General features: G+C 53.8%; 19 protein-coding genes and 1 pseudogene. 12 read left to right on the top strand and 8 right to left on the bottom strand.

The window, feature by feature from the left end:
* Positions 1–428 precede the first annotated feature (428 nt).
* Both IQ265_RS03100 and IQ265_RS03095 read left to right on the top strand, forming a co-directional pair.
* Positions 429–1,736 (top strand): AAA family ATPase, encoded by a 1,308-nt coding sequence (locus IQ265_RS03100; RefSeq protein WP_194050740.1) that lies wholly within the window; start codon positions 429–431, stop codon positions 1,734–1,736.
* Positions 1,733–4,639: pseudogene (locus IQ265_RS03095) on the top strand (ATP-binding protein). Before IQ265_RS03100 ends, IQ265_RS03095 begins: the two are co-directional and overlap by 4 nt.
* Before the next feature lie 215 nt (positions 4,640–4,854).
* On the opposite strand, the gene cysC reads toward IQ265_RS03095, so the two are convergent.
* From cysC to IQ265_RS03080, 3 genes are all read right to left on the bottom strand, one after another.
* The gene (gene cysC, locus IQ265_RS03090) at positions 4,855–5,406 is read right to left on the bottom strand and encodes an adenylyl-sulfate kinase (protein ID WP_194050739.1); all 552 of its coding nucleotides are present in this window, start codon (positions 5,404–5,406) and stop codon (positions 4,855–4,857) included.
* Between the two features lie 125 nt (positions 5,407–5,531).
* A complete protein-coding gene (locus IQ265_RS03085) occupies positions 5,532–6,476 on the bottom strand; it encodes a YihY/virulence factor BrkB family protein (RefSeq protein WP_194050738.1) in 945 nt (314 codons plus the stop codon).
* 459 nt (positions 6,477–6,935) lie between these two features.
* Entirely contained in the window at positions 6,936–7,160 is a 225-nt protein-coding gene (locus tag IQ265_RS03080; protein WP_194050737.1) for a hypothetical protein, read from the bottom strand.
* A gap of 389 nt (positions 7,161–7,549) precedes the next feature.
* Between IQ265_RS03080 and IQ265_RS03075 the strand changes: the two genes are divergently transcribed.
* The gene (locus IQ265_RS03075; protein WP_194050736.1) at positions 7,550–7,912 is read left to right on the top strand and encodes a YbjQ family protein; all 363 of its coding nucleotides are present in this window, start codon (positions 7,550–7,552) and stop codon (positions 7,910–7,912) included.
* Between the two features lie 2 nt (positions 7,913–7,914).
* The gene (locus tag IQ265_RS03070) at positions 7,915–8,355 is read left to right on the top strand and encodes a heavy metal-binding domain-containing protein (protein WP_194050735.1); all 441 of its coding nucleotides are present in this window, start codon (positions 7,915–7,917) and stop codon (positions 8,353–8,355) included.
* A gap of 16 nt (positions 8,356–8,371) precedes the next feature.
* Here IQ265_RS03070 and IQ265_RS03065 read toward each other — a convergent pair whose 3' ends face one another.
* The 3 genes from IQ265_RS03065 to IQ265_RS03055 all read right to left on the bottom strand — a co-directional run bounded on the left by IQ265_RS03065 (position 8,372) and on the right by IQ265_RS03055 (position 11,083).
* Entirely contained in the window at positions 8,372–8,995 is a 624-nt protein-coding gene (locus IQ265_RS03065; protein WP_194050734.1) for a TMEM165/GDT1 family protein, read from the bottom strand.
* Between the two features lie 660 nt (positions 8,996–9,655).
* Entirely contained in the window at positions 9,656–10,681 is a 1,026-nt protein-coding gene (locus IQ265_RS03060) for an isochorismatase (protein ID WP_194050733.1), read from the bottom strand.
* A 147-nt stretch (positions 10,682–10,828) separates the two neighbouring features.
* Positions 10,829–11,083: a hypothetical protein gene (locus IQ265_RS03055; RefSeq protein WP_194050732.1), complete on the bottom strand. Its 255-nt coding sequence runs from the start codon at positions 11,081–11,083 to the stop codon at positions 10,829–10,831.
* Positions 11,084–11,974: 891 nt separating this feature from the next.
* Between IQ265_RS03055 and IQ265_RS03050 the strand changes: the two genes are divergently transcribed.
* From IQ265_RS03050 to IQ265_RS03015, 8 genes are all read left to right on the top strand, one after another.
* Positions 11,975–12,757, top strand: coding sequence for a TIGR04255 family protein (locus IQ265_RS03050; protein ID WP_194050731.1), 783 nt, complete (start codon positions 11,975–11,977; stop codon positions 12,755–12,757).
* Positions 12,750–13,403, top strand: coding sequence for a hypothetical protein (locus IQ265_RS03045; RefSeq protein ID WP_194050730.1), 654 nt, complete (start codon positions 12,750–12,752; stop codon positions 13,401–13,403). Before IQ265_RS03050 ends, IQ265_RS03045 begins: the two co-directional genes overlap by 8 nt.
* A 2-nt stretch (positions 13,404–13,405) precedes the next feature.
* Positions 13,406–14,155, top strand: a complete 750-nt coding sequence (locus IQ265_RS03040) for a hypothetical protein (RefSeq protein WP_194050729.1) — start codon at positions 13,406–13,408, stop codon at positions 14,153–14,155.
* A 188-nt stretch (positions 14,156–14,343) separates the two neighbouring features.
* Entirely contained in the window at positions 14,344–14,823 is a 480-nt protein-coding gene (locus tag IQ265_RS03035) for a GNAT family N-acetyltransferase (RefSeq protein ID WP_194050728.1), read from the top strand.
* A 40-nt stretch (positions 14,824–14,863) separates the two neighbouring features.
* Positions 14,864–15,124 (top strand): hypothetical protein, encoded by a 261-nt coding sequence (locus tag IQ265_RS03030; protein ID WP_194050727.1) that lies wholly within the window; start codon positions 14,864–14,866, stop codon positions 15,122–15,124.
* Positions 15,125–15,131: 7 nt separating this feature from the next.
* Positions 15,132–15,512 (top strand): PIN domain-containing protein, encoded by a 381-nt coding sequence (locus tag IQ265_RS03025; RefSeq protein WP_194050726.1) that lies wholly within the window; start codon positions 15,132–15,134, stop codon positions 15,510–15,512.
* A 462-nt stretch (positions 15,513–15,974) separates the two neighbouring features.
* Positions 15,975–16,349 (top strand): DUF433 domain-containing protein, encoded by a 375-nt coding sequence (locus tag IQ265_RS03020; RefSeq protein ID WP_194050725.1) that lies wholly within the window; start codon positions 15,975–15,977, stop codon positions 16,347–16,349.
* Positions 16,346–16,741: an ACP S-malonyltransferase gene (locus tag IQ265_RS03015; RefSeq protein ID WP_194050724.1), complete on the top strand. Its 396-nt coding sequence runs from the start codon at positions 16,346–16,348 to the stop codon at positions 16,739–16,741. Before IQ265_RS03020 ends, IQ265_RS03015 begins: the two co-directional genes overlap by 4 nt.
* Before the next feature lie 49 nt (positions 16,742–16,790).
* Here the strand turns inward: IQ265_RS03015 and IQ265_RS03010 are convergent, their stop codons facing one another.
* Together IQ265_RS03010 and tkt are read right to left on the bottom strand one after the other, a co-directional pair.
* Positions 16,791–17,255 carry a cupin domain-containing protein gene (locus IQ265_RS03010; protein WP_194050723.1) on the bottom strand — a complete coding sequence of 155 codons (465 nt, stop codon included), beginning with the start codon at positions 17,253–17,255 and terminating at the stop codon, positions 16,791–16,793.
* Positions 17,256–17,510: 255 nt separating this feature from the next.
* A complete protein-coding gene (tkt, locus tag IQ265_RS03005; protein WP_194050722.1) occupies positions 17,511–19,517 on the bottom strand; it encodes a transketolase in 2,007 nt (668 codons plus the stop codon).
* Positions 19,518–19,625: the final 108 nt, after the last annotated feature.

Below are 19,625 nucleotides of genomic sequence, written 5' to 3'. Positions count from 1 at the left end.
GAAGGGTAACTGACCTGGCTCATCTTACCGCACTAGATTGGTGAACTAAGGCTCTGCAACCAATTACCAACCTGGCTGCTGTATCACCGCTGGTAAGAAGCTCAGTGCGATAGAGTAAACCTTTCACCTGACCCCAGAGCTTCTCCCTAAGGGGGTTACCGATCGCGCCCTGTTAAAGTCACTCAATACGCAACAGCTTAAGGCAATGGCCAAAGAACGCGATATCGAGGGGTTCTCAAAGCCTGAAAAAGCAGATCTAGTCAACCTGCTGGCAGCCGCTTGAGGCGCTGGAGAAATTGGCACGACAGAAGCACGACGGAGTTGGTGTCGTGAGTAAAGCAGCTGCGGGCGAGCAATATCTTGGCTGAGACATTGCCCGCTCTCACCATCGGTGCGATACCCTGTAGGCAACCCTACGGCCATGACCCATGCTGGATTTACAGCAGTTTTACGATGCCTGCGACCCCACCCAGCCGCTGCGGGGCAAGCGCTACTACATTGATTTTTCGACCGTGCGCGGTGGCGACATTGTGCAAGAGTTAGAGCGCAAGATCGCTCGTCTGGCCCGCAATCGCCCCACCACGCAGCTGTTTACCGGCCACATTGGCTGCGGCAAATCGACGGAGCTGTTTCGCCTGCAGGATAAGTTAGCGCAGCGCAGCTACGAGGTGATCTATTTTGAGTCAGACCGCGATTTGGAGATGGCCGATGTGGAAATCTCGGACATCTTGCTCAGCATTGCCCACAACATTAGTGAGCACCTCGACAAAATCGGCATTGTCACCAGGCCGACCTATCTGCAAGGTCTGTTTCAAAACCTGGCTGATACCCTGCGTACCCCAATGGAAATCTCCGACGTGAGCTTTTCGGCGGGCCTTGCCAGCATTACCGCTTCGGCTAAGCAAAGCCCCGATATGCGCAGCCAGCTGCGCCAATACCTGGAGCCGCGCACCCGCAGCATTATCACCGCCATTAACGATGAGCTGCTGAGTCCGGCCAACGATCGCCTTCAGCAGCAGGGCAAGAACCGCCTGGTGGTAATTATGGACAACCTCGATCGCATCGATAGCGCCCTGCGATCCCAGGGGCGGCTGCAGTCGGAGTACATCTTTGTCGATCGCGGCGAACAGCTCAAGCAGCTCGGCTGCCATCTGGTCTATACCATTCCGCTGGAGCTGATGTTTTCCAACGATCTGGTGCGACTTTCGAATCGGTTTGGCACTAACCCCATGGTGTTGCCCATGGTGCCCGTACGCGATCGCCAAGGCAACTCTGACGAGGCGGGCATGGCCCTGCTGCGGCAGATGGTGCTGATTCGCGCCTTTCCTGAGCTGAACGTGAACCAGCGGATCGATGCGGTGGGCGAAGTTTTTGATGAGATGGCCACCCTCGATCGCCTCTGCCAGGTCAGCGGCGGCCACATGCGCAACCTGATTCGACTGCTGGACGGCTGCTTGCGCAAGCAAGACCCGCCCTTTTTGCGGGCCACCCTGGAGGCCGTGATTCGCAACGAGCGCGACAGCCTGATGGGCTTGGTCAGCGACCACGAGTGGGATCTGCTCTTGCAGGCGGTCTCCCGCCAGGATGTGCAGGGCGACGAAGACTACAACATTTTGGTGCGCAGCCTGTTTTTGTACGAGTACCGCGACGCCCAGGGGCGCTGGTTTGGCCTCAACCCGCTGCTGGCTGAAGCCGATCGCTACCGTAGCTGGCAGGCCCAGCAGCCCCGGCCATGAACAGCGTCACCCCCAGCAGCGCCAGCCCCGACGAAATTTTGGCCCATAACCAGGCCGCTTTGGCAGAGCTACGGCGGGCGATTACCCTGCGGCCCAACCGCTTTTCGCTGGTGCTGGCCCGGTGCAACTACTCGCGCCTGCAGCGATTGGTGGTTGACCACCTGCAAACCGCTGCCCCGGTCGTCGAGCGATCGCTGCCCGCCCAGGTTACCACCCTGCTGCAGGCGCTAACCGCCGAGCCCCTGGGTAGCCCACCCTTTGCCCTAATGGTGACCGGGCTAGAGCAGGTGCAGAATGTCGCGGCGGTGTTTAAGGCCGCCAATCTGGGCCGCAACGCCTTTCCCAAAGCGCTGCCGTTTCCGGTAGTGCTGTGGGTGAGCGATCGCACCCTGGCCAGTCTCACCCGCAACGCCCCCGACTTCAAGAGCTTTGCCGCTGCTCCCATTCCCTTTGAGTATCCACCTGGCGAGCTAATCTACGCGCTGCACGCCAATGCCAACGCTCTGTTTGCCACCATGCTCACCCTGGGAGATGACAGCCCCCACCACACCGGGGCCTTTGAGTATCAGCCGGGGTCGGCCCTGCGCACCGAGCTAGAGTTTGCCGTGGCCGACATTGCCCAGACCCACACCAGCCTGGGCGACGAACTCAAAGCCAGTCTCGATTTTCTCCGGGGCCGCGNCRYCTTSKGYYKSARCGMYMWMKMCGTYGMMSRCNTMCSMCYTCSWSCMRAGCCKGMCSKMCYRKYMMMRWWWCAMMSMYGYMSSRMMCSCTKYSCSTKCNCSTRMMSCCAYYKSCKCYYYACCNYKKCGKSMAGCSGCNASSGCGTCTATACCCCGTCGCCCCCTGCCCCTCGCCAAAAACAAGCCGTCCTCCTCTTTTACCTGGGAGTCACCTGCCGCAGTCAGGCGGTGCTGCAGCGGGTCGTGTACGAGCGCATGTTGCACAAGGCCGAGGGCCATTTTTCGGCCTGTTTGCGCATCTTTCGCGACCTGCACCAGCCCGAGCTGGTGGGTAAGTTTATTCACGCCCTGGCCGAGGTGCAGCAAAAGCTAGGGGCCTGGGCCGCCCTGGCCCGCACCGCCGAAGAGGGGCTAACTCTGCACCGCCAAGACCCAATTCGGCTGGCCCGCGATCACGGCTACTTGGCAGAGGTAGCCCTGGCCCAGGGCGATGCGGCTACGGCCCAAGTTCAGGCTGAGCGGGCGTTGCACATTCTGGCGATCGCTGGAGCCATTGGTGCCGGAGCCACTGGTGCCGAAGCCATTAGTGCCGCAGCCGTGACCACTGAGGGGTCGTCCCCCGATGCCTTACCCGATGCCATGCCCGCCGCTCTGGCCGACGATTTGCCCAATGACCTAACCGTCGCCGCCGCCGAGCTAGCGGTGGCCAACCAGTACCAGCGGGGGTGGTATTTCTATCTGCTGGGGCGCGTCCACATTGCCCAGGGCCAGCCCCAGACCGCCATTGCCCTACTCGAAGACGCCTGCACTAACACCGACCCTAAAACCGATCTGACCCTCTTTCGCAGCATTTTGCAGACCCTGCAAAGACAGTACTACCAGCAAAAAAACTATCGGGCTGCCTTTGAGGTCACGCTCAAACAGCGCCGAGTTGATACCCAGTTTCGGCTGCGGGCCTTCATTGGGGCCGGTGAAATTCAGCCCCGGGAATATCCTCTGGCGACCCCTGAGCGATGGTCAACGACCGGCCTCAGGCCATCGCCCCAGCTCCTACTGGCCACCGAAATTCAGGCCTCGGGCCGCCAGGTCGATGTCGAAGCCCTCACCTACCGGCTAGAGCAAGCTCGCTACCCGCTGATTGTCATCCACGGGCCGTCGGGGGTGGGCAAAAGCTCCATTCTCTATGCGGGGCTGATGCCCGCTTTGGCCAAATCGTTTCCGGAGGGGCGATCGACCGTGCCGGTGCTGGTCAAGGGCTACCGCGACTGGCCCGACGAGGTCAACCAGGCCCTGGCCCGCGCCCTGCAGCAGCAGAGCGAGGCCGACGGCATTCCGCCCGCGGCCCCTGTCGACTCAACCGATCTGATCACGCGCCTTAAAACCCTAACCGAACGCAGCTACCGACAAATTGTGCTGATTTTTGATCAGTTCGAAGAATTTTTTGTCGAAGCCGTGGAGCTGTTTCAGCGGCGCGATTTCTACGCCTTTTTAATCGACTGTTTGAATACCCCCTATCTGAAGGTGGTGCTGGCCCTGCGGGAAGACTACCTGCACCACCTGCTGGAGATCGAGCGCGGCTTTGACCTCGATATTATTAACAACGATATTCTCAGCCGCGACTATCGCTACTACCTGGGCAACTTCAAAGCCACCGATGCCAAGTTTTTAATTCGTCGCCTCACCGACGACGCCCACTTCTACCTCGAAACCGCCCTGATCGATCGCCTGGTCGCCGACTTGACCAATGCCATCGACGAGGTGCGCCCGATCGAGCTACAGGTGGTGGGAGCGCAGCTTCAGCGCCAGGAGATTAACACCCTGGCCGAATACCTGGCTTTGGGCAACCATCCCAAAGAAACCCTGGTACAAAATTTTTTGAGCACCGTTGTGCACGACTGCGGCCCCGAAAATGCCGACCTCGCCCGCCTGGTGCTCTACCTGCTGACCGATATCGATCGCGAAGGCCGCCCCTACCGCCCTCAAAAAAGCCGCGAACACCTGGAAGAAGACCTTGACCTGCGCGGGGCCAACTACCGAGAAGACCAGATGGACCTGGTGCTCGAAATTTTGGTGGGGTCGGGCCTGGTGTTTTTGCTGCCCGACATCCCCATCGATCGCCATCAGCTGGTGCACGACTACCTGGTCAGCTACGCCCGCCGCGAAGTTCCAGCCCACCTGCTAGAGAAGCGGACCCGCAGACGGAAAAAAGGGGGCAACTAGGTACAGGGTTTAGGGGGCGTTACTGAATTGAGGCGCGAATTTGGGTAGGGGCAGGGGCGCAGCTAAGCCAAAGGCTTTAAGGCCGTTTGCCCCTACGGACGATGTTGCTTTTTTGATGGATCCCTGTGCTCAGCAACCCCGTCTACGGCTTAGGGGATGTCTGGCACTCGGCAGTGTAAACCCCAGACTTTGTTCTCTAAAGCCTTGACCTCTGCCTAGGCCACCGCTGCAGTGGCCAGGTAGCCCATTGCTTCGAGCTTGCTCAGCACCTGAGCCACGCTCTCCTCGACGGTTTGCTGGTCGGTGTGGCAGTGTACTTCGGGGTTGAGGGGGGCTTCGTAGGGGTCGTCTATGCCGGTAAACTGCTTAATTTCGCCAGCCCGAGCCTTTTTGTAGAGGCCCTTGACGTCGCGGTCTTCGCACACGTTGAGAGGAGCATCGACAAAGACTTCAACAAAATCACCGATGCGATCGCGCACTTCGTCGCGCGCCTCTCGGTAGGGCGAAATGGCCGACACCAGCACGACGACGCCATTGCGAGTTAGCAGGTGCGAGACAAAGCCAATGCGGCGAATATTTTCGTCCCGGTCTTCTTTGCTAAAGCCCAGGCCCTTGGTCAAGTTGGTGCGCACGATGTCGCCGTCGAGCACCTCTAGCTGGCAGCCCCGCTGACGCAGTTCGGCCTCCAGGGCGCGAGCAATGGTCGACTTGCCCGACCCGCTCAACCCCGTAAACCAGATCGTTACTCCACGCTGCGCTGTAGCCATCAAACCAACTCCGTAACTGCTCTATAAAAATAAACCAAATTCAAGTCCAGAAGTGGAGTTCTACCTGTAGGAAAAGACAAATCTCTATCTGAACTTGGGATAAACCACTTACTGGTTTACCCCTCTTACTGACTACCGACCTTGGTCATCAGCTTTTTTTGGCCCTTGCGGCTGCCAAACAGGTGGGCATAGACGTAGGTGAACTCGCCCCCCAAAAAGAAAATTTGGCTGGTGAGATAGATCCACAGCATTAGCACCATCACCCCCCCCACCACACCGTAGGAGCGAAACTGGCTGCCCAGACTGATCACACTATTACTGATTAGCTGCTGCAAAACGAGCCACAGCATGGCGGTCAACAGCGCTCCCAGCCACACATCTCGCCAGCTCACGCGGGTGCTGGGCAGCGTTTTGTAGAGCACCATGACTACCAGAGTGAGCGTCACAAACGAAATGCCCAGCCGCAGCCATGACAACAACTGCACCTGATCGATACCAATTACGGTCACCCACTGGTTAACACCTTCTAAAATTTTGGTAACGGTATCGATCGCAATATTAGAAAGCAGCGACACAAAAATCAGGCTGGTTGCCCCCATCACCAGCAAAAACGCCAGAAACCGCCGCCACAAAAAGATAAACGCCACTTCTCCCACGCCGTCGAAGCGGTGGTGGCGAGGCTTGGTATGCCAAATTTTGTCGAAGGAGCGGCTGAGCGCCCCAAAAAAACCGCTGGAGGTAAACAGCAAGATGCAAAAACCCACAATACTGGCGCTGGTGCTGCCGGTATGAAACTGAATGAGCGTCGTCTGCACAATGGGAAACGCATCGGGGGGCAGGGTTTCTTGGGCAAAGATGAGTACGGCATTGTAGGCGACGGTGTTGGGGCCAATCAAAAAGCCGACTACGCTCAGCGACACCAAAATCATCGGAAACATCGAGAACAAGGCGTAATAGGCGAGGGCAGCACCCATCTCAAGGCAGTCATCCTGCTGCCACTTCATCAGGGTGCGACCAATCAGCTTAGTCCACGCCGACTGCCCCACTCGATACTTAAAAAAATCGAGCATAGCCGCGTTGTTAATCCAGTGGTGTGCCAGTGCCCATGCGCGTCGCCAATGCCCAAACCGCGCCAGTTGTTTCCTCATTCTATCGACCCTGTTCGCTCGTTAGAGTGCTATGCCAGCTACCTACATTGGCATAAAACACAAAAAGTAGAGCACCAGAGGGAAAAATTACCTCATCTTAAGGCGATCGCCCCTTTACACCAGGGCTTTAACCTCTAAATTTTCCCGTAGACTCTATAGATACCATCTTGCTCACAGCGCTATCGTTATCAGCAGACATCTAGGCCAGTTTGTCATCCTGGGCTGGCCCAATGGCTGAGCAAAGCTGCCAATGGCTAAGCAGCCAACACCAGAACGCTGCTCAGCGCACCAGCGCCCTCACCAGCCGACGCTTGCGATCGCGTAATTTTGCCCCCCGGCTGGCTCGATGACAGCGACCCAGACTTTGTTATCCGTTTGCCTTCAATTCACCGAAACTCTGACGCTGACCTCTTCCCGCTTGGCGGCGGGGGCAACCAGGTGGGGCGCGATTGGCTGCATGGGGGCTACCGTTGTCTCGGTGGTGGTGCTCTGGGCTACCTCGGCCGCATCCATTTGATCGCAGAGCGCCTTCGAAAGGGCGATCGCGCCGTAGATACCCCCCAGGTAGAGCAGCACATCAAACCCACCAAAGTACAGATGGAACATGAGATCAACCCTCCCGGCTGCTTAAGGTTTATTGCCGATACTACCGCATCCTTTAGCGGCCTCCAAGGGGCAAATGTTCTCCCCCGGCGGGCAGCCCTGGCGCTGTTTCAAATCACGCTTGGTATAGCTGTGGCCAGTTCGCTTAGGCTATCGGTACCTGTCGTTAGCAAAAACCGGGGCGGCGCACCGACGTATAGCATTGCTTCAAGGATGCCGAAACGACCTAACCAGCCTGGCGATGGCTATAGCGCTCGACGGTTGCAATGGCTGCGATCGCTTCCTGTGTAACGGTTTGCAAGCAATAGTGGGCAAACCGTTAGAAACCATCGACGCAGATAATCCCAAAGGCTAGGGTTGTGGTTGTTTTATCGGGCCTCAGGCCGCATACGATGACCGTTCAACCTCGATCTTCTCAGCCTCGATCTTCTGTATCCAATCTCATTCTCACCAATATCGAAACTGTCCCTGGCAAAACCATTACCCAGCATTTGGGTTTGGTGCAGGGCAGCTCAGTGCGGGCTAAGCACCTGGGCCGCGATATTGCGGCGGGCCTCAAAAATCTTGTCGGGGGCGAGCTGAAGGGGTACACCGAACTGCTGCAGGAGGCCCGTGAAGAGGCCACTAGCCGCATGGTGCAGGACGCCCAAAAGCTAGGTGCCAATGCCATTGTCAACGTTCGCTTTGCCACCTCATCGCTGACCCAAGGGGCAGCAGAACTGTTCGCCTACGGCACCGCCGTGCGGGTGGAGTAGCTATGGAGGAGATAGTTGTTTTTGCGATCCTGCTGGGGATCGGGTACTTTTTTGGTGCCAGGGCTGAAAAGCAGCACCTGCGCCTTTTGCAGCACCGAGAGCAGGCGATTAAAGGGCTGGTGCTCAGTACGGCGGGGGCAAAGGCAACGGTGCCTGATGCTCGGCAGGCAGAGCTATTTGTGGGTAGCGTGGTGATCTCGTCTGACTTTTTTAAAACCTTTATTGCAGGGCTACTAAAGCTGTTTGGCGGGCGCATTACGGTCTACGAAAGTTTGCTCGAACGCGGTCGCCGCGAGGCCCTGCTGCGAATGGAAGAGTCTGCCCTGGCCTGGGGAGCCGAACGGGTCGTCAACATCCGCATTCAGACCGCTGAGCTGAGCGGCAACAATGGTAGGGGAGTAGTGGCCTTAGAGGTGATGGCCTATGGTACAGGGGTACGTTAGCGACTGGTGCGCTGCCCTAGCCCATATCCATGGCGGCCACCAGGCCAAAGATAAGAAACAAAACCCCGCCGACAATGGTGAGCCAGCGCTCTGAAATGCGTCCGGCGATCAGTTTGCCGCAGGCCACCGCGATCGCCGCACACACCGCATGCCCCAGGGTTGCCCCCAGTACCACCCCCACCGGATGGTTCGCCGCCGCCAGGGCAATGGTGGCAAGCTGGGTGCGATCGCCCCACTCGGCCACAAAGGTGAGGCTAAACGCCTCCAGCAGTACTGTTTTGACCGTCCATTTTTTGACCTCGGCCTCGCGCTCTTCGACCGCCTCTAGGGCCTCGGCCTGCTCATCGGCCAGGCTACCCGGCCCGCTCATGCGGCTGGCATCGTACAGCAGCTTGAGCCCAAAGCCTAAAAACAGCGCCACCGTTAGCCCCTGCACGTAGCGATCGGGAAAAATAGTGACGACCTGACCGATGGCCACCGATAAAACGGTCATGACAAATAGCGCGGCGGTGACCCCCACAAACACCCAGCGACGGGGGTGACGAGTGGCCAAAATAACCCCAATAAAGAAGGTTTTATCGCCTAGTTCAGATAGGGTGATCAGCAGTAGGCCAGCGGTAAAGCCAGTAAGTGGGTGCATGCTCCTCTCCAGTAGTACAGAAACTGAGTGGGCATGGTGGACACCTAAAAAGACCCCACCAAGCCCACATCTGCTGTGGACTTAGTGAAGGTCTCGCTTGCGAATGGCCGCTTTTTTGATCTAAAAAGTGACAGTTCACCACCTGAACCAGGCTCATCGCCAGTGTGTTGACTCAGGTGATTAGGCTCAAAAGCCTAAAGCTACTCCCCTTCAATGAGTAGCATGATACCACTGTTTCGGCATCAAGCCGTCAGCAGAATTACAGACATTCTATTTAGAAAATTTGGCCTCAATTCATTTTTCATTCATTTTTGAAAACGCTTTTTGAGAATTTACAGGTGTTGAAGCCAGGGGGGTGTAGCGATTCTCAATGGAGTGAGGTACACAGTCGCTGAGTTCTAAGTCCCCTTAGTAAGGGCAGGTGCGGCGTAGGGGCATTGCATGCAATGCCCCTACCAGAGAATCACGCTTGTTAAAGTGCCTAACTAAATTGACTGCTGCTTTGGCATAAGTGTCCCTGCGATTATGCTGGCTGAGCGAAGTCGTTCGCTCTGCGTCTCCCAAAGGGAGAAAGCCAAAACTTACCCGAGACATCCCCTAGCCCTTCTGGGGCGGCTGCGCCAACGACTTCGCTCAGGGGACAGTTACGCTACGGTAACGCTAAATGTCCCCGGGCCAGTCGGCGATCGCGGTAGTTGACTGCACCCGGTGCATGCCCGCCGCCGCAAAGCGCTGGTAGGTTTCCTCGGCCTGGTCGGTAAAATCGACTACCCCAGGCACGACCACCGGGGAGGCGCAGTCGTCGAGCAGGTAAACCTTTTGAGCCAGCGCCGGGTCGGTGGCCTGAATGTCGCTGAGCAGGTCGGCGACCGTCCAGGCGACGCAGTGGCTCTTGGCCTGGCCAGCGATAACCACGGCGTCAAACTCCAGCAGGGTTTGGATGAGGGGGGTGTTTTTCTGGGCGATCGCCTCTCCCTGCCCATCCTCCATTACCTCGGGGCTGAGCACCGAGTAGTTTTCGGTCAGGGGGTTGCTGCCCTTGAGTTCAAAGCGCGTCTGGCTCTGGCGGGCGATGGTATGAAAGAAGCAGGCTTCTTCGATCGCGGGCACCAGGGCGTGGCCAATGCCCCCCAGCATGGAGTGGTAGGGCCAGATGGTGAGGGGATATTTGCCCCGGTCATCCAGGGTTTTGGTGTAGTGCAGGGCGTACTCTTGCAGGTCGCGGGGGGTGGTAAGGTTGGCGGCGACGGTTGGGTTGACCCGCCACTTGCCCTGCACCACATCGTCGTAGTGAATCAGGGTCATTGGCGGCGGGTTGTTGCCCTCGGCATCGACCCAGAAGTAGGGGTGAAACACCTGCATTGCTGTGTGGGTGTCGAGGGTGGCGGTAATGCTGGTGATCTGCCCCAGGTTGCGGTAGATAAACTCACCCAGGCGGCGATTGTCGTCGACGGCCCCCTGGCCCGATCGCCCGCCCACAAACAGCTCAAAGCCGGGCAGGCAGAAGGTGTTTTGCACATCGATCAGCAGCAGGCAGAGGCGGCAGCTGTCGTCGCTGGCGGGGGCAATGTTGTGGGTGGCGGCCCAGGCTTTAGCGTCGGTGGCCCGCTGCTGGTAGGGTACGGGCCAGATTTCGCCGACCTTGGCGGGGTCAAAGAAGGGGGGAATGGGCAGGGTTTGCGTCATAGCGGTTTGGGGAAAAGAGGGCGATCGCTGTCTGATCCGAAATCGGATTTGGTAAGCCCCGATTCATAATCAGGCACCCTGTAGGGCCTGTAGGGGTTTAGCATGCTAAACCCCTACAGGCCTATTTTATTGGCGATCGCCCTACGATCACATCCCACGCCTGCGGGTCATTACGGCGACGTACTCGCCGCTGCGCCCGGTGGGAATGGGGTCTGACCAGGCGACGCGATCGCTGTAGCCCAGCGCCACCAGTTGGCTAATGGCATCGGTGATTGCGCCGTAGTCACCCAGCAGAATGTGCCGCAGGGTTTCTTGGCGGTAGGTGGGCCTGCCCTGAGCGAAGTCGTAGGGTAGGGTGAATGGTACGGGGGACTCATCCCCCGAGGTGGGTTCTAAAAACATACGGGTCTCCGTTTTCGCTAAAGAAAACGGGGAACGAGTCTAGCTGTCCCCATTGCAGGTAATAAGACGCTAGAGCCTAGAATGATTCCAGGTTATCGCCAGCTTACCGTGACTAAGTTGGGATGACTCAGGAGAAGAGAGGAGGTGCGAACTCCTCTCTTCTCCGCCTAAAATCATTCCCCGCACTACTAACGTGCCAGAAGCGGGGCCAAAGTACAACCGTATGGGCTACTTTGCAGTTCAGGGTTTGCTGACGGTGAGCCAACTCCAGAGAGCCTTCGGTTAAGCTCGCATGTGGGGGATGCGTTCTCGGAGAACTGGTTACAGTTGATAACTCAGCTCTTAGCCCTTGTTTAGCACACTAATGAGGGCTTGCTGGATAACACCCCAAATTAAGGGCTTATCCAGCACATTTGACGGATAATACTCCTAATGCCCAGAGTTAACTGTCAAAAATGCTGGATAACACCCAGACGTTAAGGGCTTATCGAGCAGAAATGATGTTTAATTCTTTAAGATTCAAGCATTATCTAGTGGATCTGCCAGATAATTTTGGAGAGAACGGGGCTTATCCAGCAGATCTGACACTCAATACATAGTTTGCCTCTGACTCCTCGTATCTGCAATAGCTAGCGACTGAAGGATTTATAACAAGAAATTATATTTTTTTGGATTGAGATAAGCCAAATTGCTGCATTGGCAGCATATAACGAGGGGTCTTAGTTAGCTGCTAAGAGCTTAGAATCAGGTGTTGCCATAAGGGTAATGCAACGAAGATAATTAATCTAGCGGGTCATACCCTGTATGCTAGTGAGTATATATGCGGGTCAAAAAGCACACTGTTCCACCTTTCTTGATATGGAAACCATAGTAGTAAGTGTTTGATAATACATGAAGTTCCCTGAGTCTCAACGTGTAACGTATTCCCGGAACCCTCTTTTAGAGGTAATTTGCCAACTTCGCTTTCCAAAAATTCTACGGATTGAGACTGAAGTTCCGGTTGATTTTCAGGAAGAAATTCGTGCTGAGTATCCAACTTTGAACACCTCTCGTGCTATAGAGCTACCATTTTTGTCAAATCCTCAGACTAACTCACCTCCTATAGTGATGGGTCAAGGATTGACTTATGAATTTCTTGATAAAGAAGGAAAGTGGAAACTTGTCTTGTCTAGTGATTTCATCGCTCTTTCAACAATGGATTATGAGAAGTGGGAAGACTTTAGATCTCGTTTAGATTCTGCTATCAACTTATTAGTTAAATGCTACTCTCCTTCACACTTCACTAGAGTTGGATTACGTTATCAAGACTTAATTATCCGCTCGGAACTTGAATTAACACAGCATTCTTGGCGAAGCTTGCTTCAGCCTCCTGTATTAGGAGTTTTTGTCGCTGATAATTTGCCAGAGTATGATTTTACTGAAGCATTATCAGTGTTCGCTTGTCGTCTTGATTATGCTGATGCAGTCTTACGGGTTCGGTATGGTCTTGCTCGGAAAGATGAATCCGATGAATTAGGTTATTTGATAGATGCTGATTTTTATACTGAAAACAACACGGAGATAAATGATGTCACTCACTTTCTCGACCAATTTAACCGAGAAGCAGGAAACTTCTTCCGCTGGTGCATCACAGAAGAGTTACAACAAGCTCTCCAACCTAAACCCCTTGCATGAAAGCAAGGAAAAATCTAAAAGAATATTCTTTTCTCTTGCCTCGCCAACTCTTACAGATGACATCTCCTCGATATTTGAAGAGTATTTTCAAGCTTCAGTTGATCATAGTTCAATTGACAGAAGAATTCTTCAAAATGAAGCTGTTCACAGAATATTTCTGCACAAAGGTGTAGCAAGCTTTCAGTATTTGCAAGAAATGGGGACGTCTACATTCCCCTCAGTTCAATTTTTAACTCTAAATAGTGTTCCCTATAAGATTAGGGAATGCCTTGACAAACTTTCTCAAGTTCAAGAGGGGGAAAGTAATTTATACGAGACTTCAAGTTTGATGACGGAGTGGTTAATGGATGCTTCTCATGAATATCAAACATTTTTTGCTGGTTATATTCAAGCTATCCCTTCCACAAGTGCCCAAATTCTAATCGCGGCTCTTAGTGATGCAGAATTTTCAACTGGTAATGATAGCTTGCTTGCTTCTGTTAGTTTATTTCTAAAATCCACTGATAAACGTTTAGCTCAAACGGCATCAATTTTTCTGCTTACATGTGGTGGAACTCTGGGTGGAGATATTCTATCTCAAATACTTTCTACTCAAGAATTACCTCACTCGCAACTTGTTAGAGGCATAAGTGAGCTTCTAAGTTGATGATGTCTTCATTTCCTGACTTCTTGCAGCAAATTTATACATCTTTTGGGAGAGCTAAAAGTTTAAAGTCTGGCAAGCTCTATCCTGAAAACTTTGTGCGTCTTTGTAGGAATCGTGTTGATTTCATTACTATAGTTAATGAGGCGATTCATCATCGCAATCAAAGTTGGGATCAAGAACTAGTTGGTAGAGTGATTCAATGTGTTTTGGACGGAGCAGATTCGGGTATATCAGTCTACAGTTCAGCTACTCTTGATCCTCTAGATCGTGGACATGCTCTCGCTGTTGTAGCAGAAGGTATGTCTCAAAGTAACTTTCGTTCTAGTAGAGGTTCTAAACGGAAATCTAGTTGTACACGTGGTTCCTTAATTATCCCAATATCCTGTCTTCCTAAAACTACTTATTACGACTTTACTCCTGAAAATAATCTGGACTTCTATCCAGCTAATCAGCATCATTTTGATCTGACTATAAACGATGTAGAAGAACTAGCTATCGCTCTTTTGAATGGGATTAAGCAAGAAATTATTGCGTGGTCGTTCCTTGGTAATGATGGAAAATTTATAGGAAGCTACAGACTTCAGGCGGCTGTTGCCTACTCACATTGCCTTCAAGCTTTTGGAAAGCTAAATCCTTCTGTGCCTCCATCTGATTGGGTAGATGGTAGGACAATAACTGCCTCAGAGCAAATTGATACTCTTAAGCACTTGGCACAAACATTCACAGTTGATAGCCCAAACCTAACTGGTTAAACTGCATTGATAATGTCTTATTCATCAATTGATTCAGGAGTTCTATGGGCTAACAACTCGCTTGAAGCGGATCGCCAAAAGATCTTAGTGAATTGCGAAGGCTGTTTGCAGGCGCTCAAGCGAACTGTTAGGCCGCAATCTTGTGATAGGAAATTTTTCTCTCAAACAGTTTTAATCGGGAATTCGAAATGAAATTTTCCTTTCGACGACTCGAGAAAGAACACGCACTATCAATTCTTCGTTGGCGTTACCTTCCCCCCTATGACTCTTACAACTTTGATATTAATACTATCCAAGCAGGCTTATGTTATCTAATTGACCCCAAAAATGCTTTTTATGCAATCTTAAATGTGCACGAAGAACTCGAAGGCTATTGCTCTTTCGGAGCAGATGGCCAAGTGCCAGGCGGAGACTACTGCACTGAAGCCCTCGACATCGGCATGGGAATGCGCCCAGACTTAGTTGGTCAGGGACAGGGCAAGCACTATGCTGAAGCCGTAGTGAAGTACGGAGCTAACCAATATAAAGCACAGAAGTGCCGAGTAACGATCGCGGAACTCAACAAGCGAGCGCAACGAGTTTGGCAGCAAGTAGGATTTGAGCAGATAGAGAAGTTTGTCAAAACCGGTACTGAGGAAGAATTTGTAATTATGATTTATGCAGTCTAGCTTTATCTGTTAGACGAACGGTACATCGGAGCTTGGTGCTATGACTATCTCTTTAGATTTACCCTCAGAGTTAGAGAACGAGCTTTCTGCTGAGGCTTCCCAGCTTAAATTGCCTTTGTCGGAATACATTCTGCGTGTTCTCTCATTTCGTCCTTTTCTGCAAAATCCTCCCAAAACGGGGATAGATCTCGTTGCCTACTGGGAAAGCGTTGGGGTGATCAACTCTCGACCTGATATTGCTGACAGTCAGGAGTACGCCCGCCGATTGCGCGACCAGGCTGAACACCGTGAGCAAGCTTAGGCAGCGAATGTATTTAGTTGATACTGATGTCATGATCGACATTCAGCGTGGTTACGGGCCAGCACTGACTTGGTTTGCCTCGCTCTCAGATCTGCCGAGCATCCCAGGTTTTGTGGTGATGAAATTAATTCAGGATGCTCAAAATAAGCAACAGGTGCGGAAAGTTCTACAGCTTGTAGCGCCATTGGCCATTGTTTGGCCGACCGAAACTGACTGCGCTCGTGCTCTATCTGATTTTACAGCCTATCATCTGTCTCACAAGGTTGGATTGATTGATGCTTTGATTGCTGCCTGTGCCGTTGGGCGTAACTCAACCCTCTGCACTTTCAATGTGAAGCACTACCAAGTCATCTCAGGCTTGAGCATGGAGCAACCCTATAGTCGCTAAAGCCGCCTAACACTCATTGGTGCGGACGGTGCAAAGGTTGTCGGTGGGTGTTTGCCGTCGCACAACTGCACCGCTAGGCATTCCACCATAAACATCAATCTGTTCTTTCCGAGTAAGGAGGAAAGCAGTATAGCAGGCTAAGGCAAAAGGGGGGCGATCGCGGAATTTAACAAGCGGGCGCAACGAGTTGGGAGCAAGTGGGATTTGAGCAGATCGGGAAGTTTATTAAAACCGGTACTGAGGAAGAATTTGTAATTATGATTTGCGAAGTCTAGCTTTATCTGTTATGGCGGTTCCCGATTGAGTGAGATACATATTTACTCAGCTATAGATCCCCCCAGTTTCTCACTGTCTAAGGTGCACGCTTTAACCCCCTAAATATAGGGGCAGGGGGGATCTAGCCAATGTAGATTTGTAAGTTACGATAGTATTACTTCCTACGTGGCTTCGGAGGCTATGGATATGACTTCAGTATCCCACAACCAACCAGCCATCATCCGTACAGAACGAGGGCTAACAATTTCTGGTACACGCATCACCCTCTACGATGTGATGGACTACGTGACGGCTCAGTACCCTCCAAAATTCATCCGCGCCTTGTTTGACCTAACAGAGGAACAGATTAAGGCTGCTTTATCTTACATTGAAGCAAATCGTTCTGAAGTCGAAGAAGAATATCAGCTTGTTCTAAAGCAATCTGAGGAAAATCGGCAGTATTGGGAGGAACGTAACCGTGAGCATGTTGCTCGTCTTGGAGCAACGCAACCCAGACCAGGTCGAGATGCTCTTTGGGAAAAACTCCGAGCCCAGAAAGCTAAGCATGAGCTAGAAGCATGAATTTTCTGGTTGATCACAACTTGGGAGGACATGCAGAAATTTTACTGGGCAATATTGCGAGTCAAGGTTGGTTAGAGCTTGTCTCGATCCGTTTCATCACCTTTAAGGAGATGAATTTACCTATCGATAGTAGCGATCGCGTTGTTTGGCGAACTGCTCAGTCAAATAAGATGATTTTGCTAACGGCCAACCGAAGCATGAAAGGCGAAGACTCTCTAGAACAAGTGCTTCGAGAAGAAAATACTCTAGATTCCTTCCCTGTTATTACAATTGCAGACGCTGATCGATTTTTAGCAGATCGAGTCTACCGAAACCGTTGTGTTGACCGTATCCTCGAAATCCTGCTGGATATTGAAACCTGGATGGGTGTTGGTCGTCTTTTTGTTCCATAACGGAGCGGAATCAATTCATCGGTGATTGGCCTGAGGAGCCATTATCGATTTAAGAATCAGTATTAGTCGCCGGATATTGATCAAACTGCTGCATTAAATCGAGTAACTCTGCTTGAGTCGGTTCTCGTCCGTCTTTGGTCAGTTCAGCCAGTCCCTCAAAATACTGCTCCCGTGAATCTGCTGGACAGAACAGAATTAGCAGTGTTGCTGGTGTTTGTCCAGCATTAGAGAATCCGTGCGGTGTATTTTCCGGTACGAGAATGAAGGTTTTCGGTTCGGCAACAATGCGGCGATCGCCCAAAACAAGTTCGACATTGCCTTCCACCACATAAAACGCTTCGGTCAATTCTTTGTGAATGTGAGGGCTAGCGCCATCAGTTCCAGGTTCCATCACAAACTCAAACAGACCAAAGTGCCCGTGGGTTTCTTGGCCTGTTGCTTTGAAGGTGCAAGTACTGGTGCGGATTTGTACTGTTTGCCCTTCACCCGGTTGCAAAATCAAAGGAAGTGACATAATTGCTCCTACATGAGTGATTAGGAATTGCTGAAGCTGCTGTAGGTTGGGTTAGCGTTAGCCTAACCCAACAAAACCGTTACTGGTATTGAGTTTTCTCCTCTGGAGACGCTAGCCCCAAAGGGGCGGCTTCGCCAACGCGAACGCTTCGCTCAATACCAACCTACAGCAGAACTTTCGCCAGTCAATCAGGTAGCAAAGCTAAAACAAAAGGGGGGCGATCGCCCCCCTTTCACACATTAACTAGCTAGACCGTTAGCCCAGCAGCGCCTTAGCCCGGCTCACCACATTTTCCACGGTGAAGCCAAACTTCTCCATCACCAGGCCGCCGGGGGCAGAAGCCCCAAAGCGGTCGACGCCAATCACGTCGCCTTCGGCACCCACATAGCGGCACCAGCCCATGGTGATACCCGCTTCTACCGCCAGTCGCTTAGTCACCGCCTTGGGCAACACCGACTCCTGGTAGGCAGCGTCTTGAGCGTCAAACAGTTCCCAGGAGGGCATAGAGACCACCCGCACCTGGGTACCCGCTGCCCGCAGTTCCTTGGCCGCATCGACGCAGAGGCTGACCTCGCTGCCGGTGCCGATCAGGATCAGGTCGGGGGTGCCGTCGCAGTCGTCAACAATATAAGCGCCCTTGGCCACGCCTTCGATCGAAGAACCGGGCAGGTTGGGCAGGTTTTGACGGCTAAAGGCCATCAGCGTCGGGGTCTTGCGGTGCTCTACGGCGATCTTGTAGGCCCCCGAGGTTTCGGTGCCGTCGGCGGGGCGAATCACGATCAAGTTGGGGATGGCCCGCAGGGAGGCAATGGTTTCCACCGGCTGGTGGGTGGGGCCGTCTTCGCCCAGACCAATGGAGTCGTGGGTCATAACGTAGATCACGCCCGCCTGGGAGAGGGCCGAGAGGCGAATGGCCGCCCGCATGTAGTCGGCAAACACCAGGAAGGTAGCGCAGTAGGGAATCAGACCCGAATTGTGCAGGGCAATGCCGTTGCAGATCGCGCCCATGCCGTGCTCGCGAACGCCGAAGCGCAGGTTGCGGTTTTCGTAGGCACCCTTCTGGAAGCTGCCGGAGATCTTCAGCTCGGTCAGGTTCGAGTGGGTGAGGTCGGCGGAGCCGCCGATTAGCTCAGGGATAGCCGGAGCCAGCGCGTTGAGGGTGACTTCAGAGTTTTTGCGGGTGGCCAGAGCTTTGTCTTCGGGGGTGTAGGTGGGCAGCGCGTCGGCCCAGCCCTCGGGCAGCTTACCCGCCAGCATGCGATCGAACTCAGCCGCTTCGGCGGCGTACTTGCTGCGGTAGGTGGCCAGGGTTTCTTCCCACTCGGCCTGGAGGTTAGCGCCGCGCTCGACCGCTTTGCGCATGTGGTTGAGGGCGTCTTCAGGCACTTCAAACTCGCCCTGGCTCCAGCCCAGGTTTTCGCGGGTGAGCTTGATCTCGTCGCCGCCCAGGGCTGCGCCGTGAACGCCGGCCGTGTTTTGCTTGTTGGGCGAACCGTAGCCGATGGTGGTGGTGACTTTGATCATCGAGGGGCGATCGGTGACCGATTTGGCAGTTTCGATGGCCTTGGCGATCGCATCCAAATCGGTGTTGCCGTTCTCCACGTGCTGCACGTGCCAGCCGTAGGCCTCAAAGCGCTTGGCCACATCTTCGGTGAAGGAGATATCGGTCGAGCCATCAATGGAGATGTGGTTGTCGTCGTAGAGGGCAATTAGCTTGCCCAGACCCAGGTGACCACCCAGGGAGCAGGCCTCGCCAGAGACGCCCTCCATATTGCAGCCGTCGCCCAAAATCACGTAGGTGTAGTGGTCAACCAGGGTGCAGTCGGGCTTGTTGAACTTGGCAGCTAGGTGCGCTTCGGCCATGGCCAGACCCACGGCGTTGGCGATGCCCTGACCCAGAGGGCCAGTGGTCACTTCGACGCCGGGGGTCTCGAAGTTCTCGGGGTGGCCGGGGGTGCGAGCGCCCCACTGGCGGAACTGTTTGAGGTCGTCCAGCGTCACACTGTCGTAGCCGGTCAGGTAGAGCAGGGCGTACTGGAGCATGCAGCCGTGGCCCGCCGACAGCACAAAGCGATCGCGGTTAAACCAGTAGGGGTTTTTGGGGTTAAACCGCATGAACTTATCCCACAGCACGTAGGCCATAGGAGCAGCGCCCATCGGCAGACCGGGGTGGCCAGACTTGGCCTTTTCCACCGCATCAATCGCTAAAAAGCGAATGGAATTAATACAGAGTTCTTCCAGGGATTGGGTTGCAACAGCCATAGGTTCAACAGCTTAACGACGGGTTTTCGGAGCAGCACGCAGCACTAGAGGTAGCCCAGGGGCTAATACGGTCATCGGCCTGAGTAAATCAAGGCCACACACAAGACA

The organism is Nodosilinea sp. LEGE 06152, from assembly GCF_015207525.1.
Taxonomy (GTDB): domain Bacteria; phylum Cyanobacteriota; class Cyanobacteriia; order Phormidesmidales; family Phormidesmidaceae; genus Nodosilinea.
This window is presented reverse-complemented; position numbering and strand designations above follow the sequence as displayed.

Excerpts from the sequence above, each read along its gene's own strand:
- IQ265_RS03055 (WP_194050732.1), bottom strand. The coding sequence starts at position 11,083 with ATGTTTTTAGAACCCACCTCGGGGGATGAGTCCCCCGTACCATTCACC.
- IQ265_RS03010 (WP_194050723.1), bottom strand. The coding sequence starts at position 17,255 with ATGTCACTTCCTTTGATTTTGCAACCGGGTGAAGGGCAAACAGTACAA.
- cysC (WP_194050739.1), bottom strand. The coding sequence starts at position 5,406 with ATGGCTACAGCGCAGCGTGGAGTAACGATCTGGTTTACGGGGTTGAGC.
- IQ265_RS03070 (WP_194050735.1), top strand. The coding sequence starts at position 7,915 with ATGGAGGAGATAGTTGTTTTTGCGATCCTGCTGGGGATCGGGTACTTT.
- IQ265_RS03075 (WP_194050736.1), top strand. The coding sequence starts at position 7,550 with ATGACCGTTCAACCTCGATCTTCTCAGCCTCGATCTTCTGTATCCAAT.
- IQ265_RS03060 (WP_194050733.1), bottom strand. The coding sequence starts at position 10,681 with ATGACGCAAACCCTGCCCATTCCCCCCTTCTTTGACCCCGCCAAGGTC.
- IQ265_RS03065 (WP_194050734.1), bottom strand. The coding sequence starts at position 8,995 with ATGCACCCACTTACTGGCTTTACCGCTGGCCTACTGCTGATCACCCTA.
- IQ265_RS03050 (WP_194050731.1), top strand. The coding sequence starts at position 11,975 with ATGAAGTTCCCTGAGTCTCAACGTGTAACGTATTCCCGGAACCCTCTT.
- IQ265_RS03100 (WP_194050740.1), top strand. The coding sequence starts at position 429 with ATGCTGGATTTACAGCAGTTTTACGATGCCTGCGACCCCACCCAGCCG.
- IQ265_RS03020 (WP_194050725.1), top strand. The coding sequence starts at position 15,975 with ATGACTTCAGTATCCCACAACCAACCAGCCATCATCCGTACAGAACGA.
- IQ265_RS03030 (WP_194050727.1), top strand. The coding sequence starts at position 14,864 with ATGACTATCTCTTTAGATTTACCCTCAGAGTTAGAGAACGAGCTTTCT.
- IQ265_RS03085 (WP_194050738.1), bottom strand. The coding sequence starts at position 6,476 with ATGCTCGATTTTTTTAAGTATCGAGTGGGGCAGTCGGCGTGGACTAAG.
- tkt (WP_194050722.1), bottom strand. The coding sequence starts at position 19,517 with ATGGCTGTTGCAACCCAATCCCTGGAAGAACTCTGTATTAATTCCATT.
- IQ265_RS03015 (WP_194050724.1), top strand. The coding sequence starts at position 16,346 with ATGAATTTTCTGGTTGATCACAACTTGGGAGGACATGCAGAAATTTTA.
- IQ265_RS03080 (WP_194050737.1), bottom strand. The coding sequence starts at position 7,160 with ATGTTCCATCTGTACTTTGGTGGGTTTGATGTGCTGCTCTACCTGGGG.
- IQ265_RS03035 (WP_194050728.1), top strand. The coding sequence starts at position 14,344 with ATGAAATTTTCCTTTCGACGACTCGAGAAAGAACACGCACTATCAATT.
- IQ265_RS03040 (WP_194050729.1), top strand. The coding sequence starts at position 13,406 with ATGTCTTCATTTCCTGACTTCTTGCAGCAAATTTATACATCTTTTGGG.
- IQ265_RS03025 (WP_194050726.1), top strand. The coding sequence starts at position 15,132 with ATGTATTTAGTTGATACTGATGTCATGATCGACATTCAGCGTGGTTAC.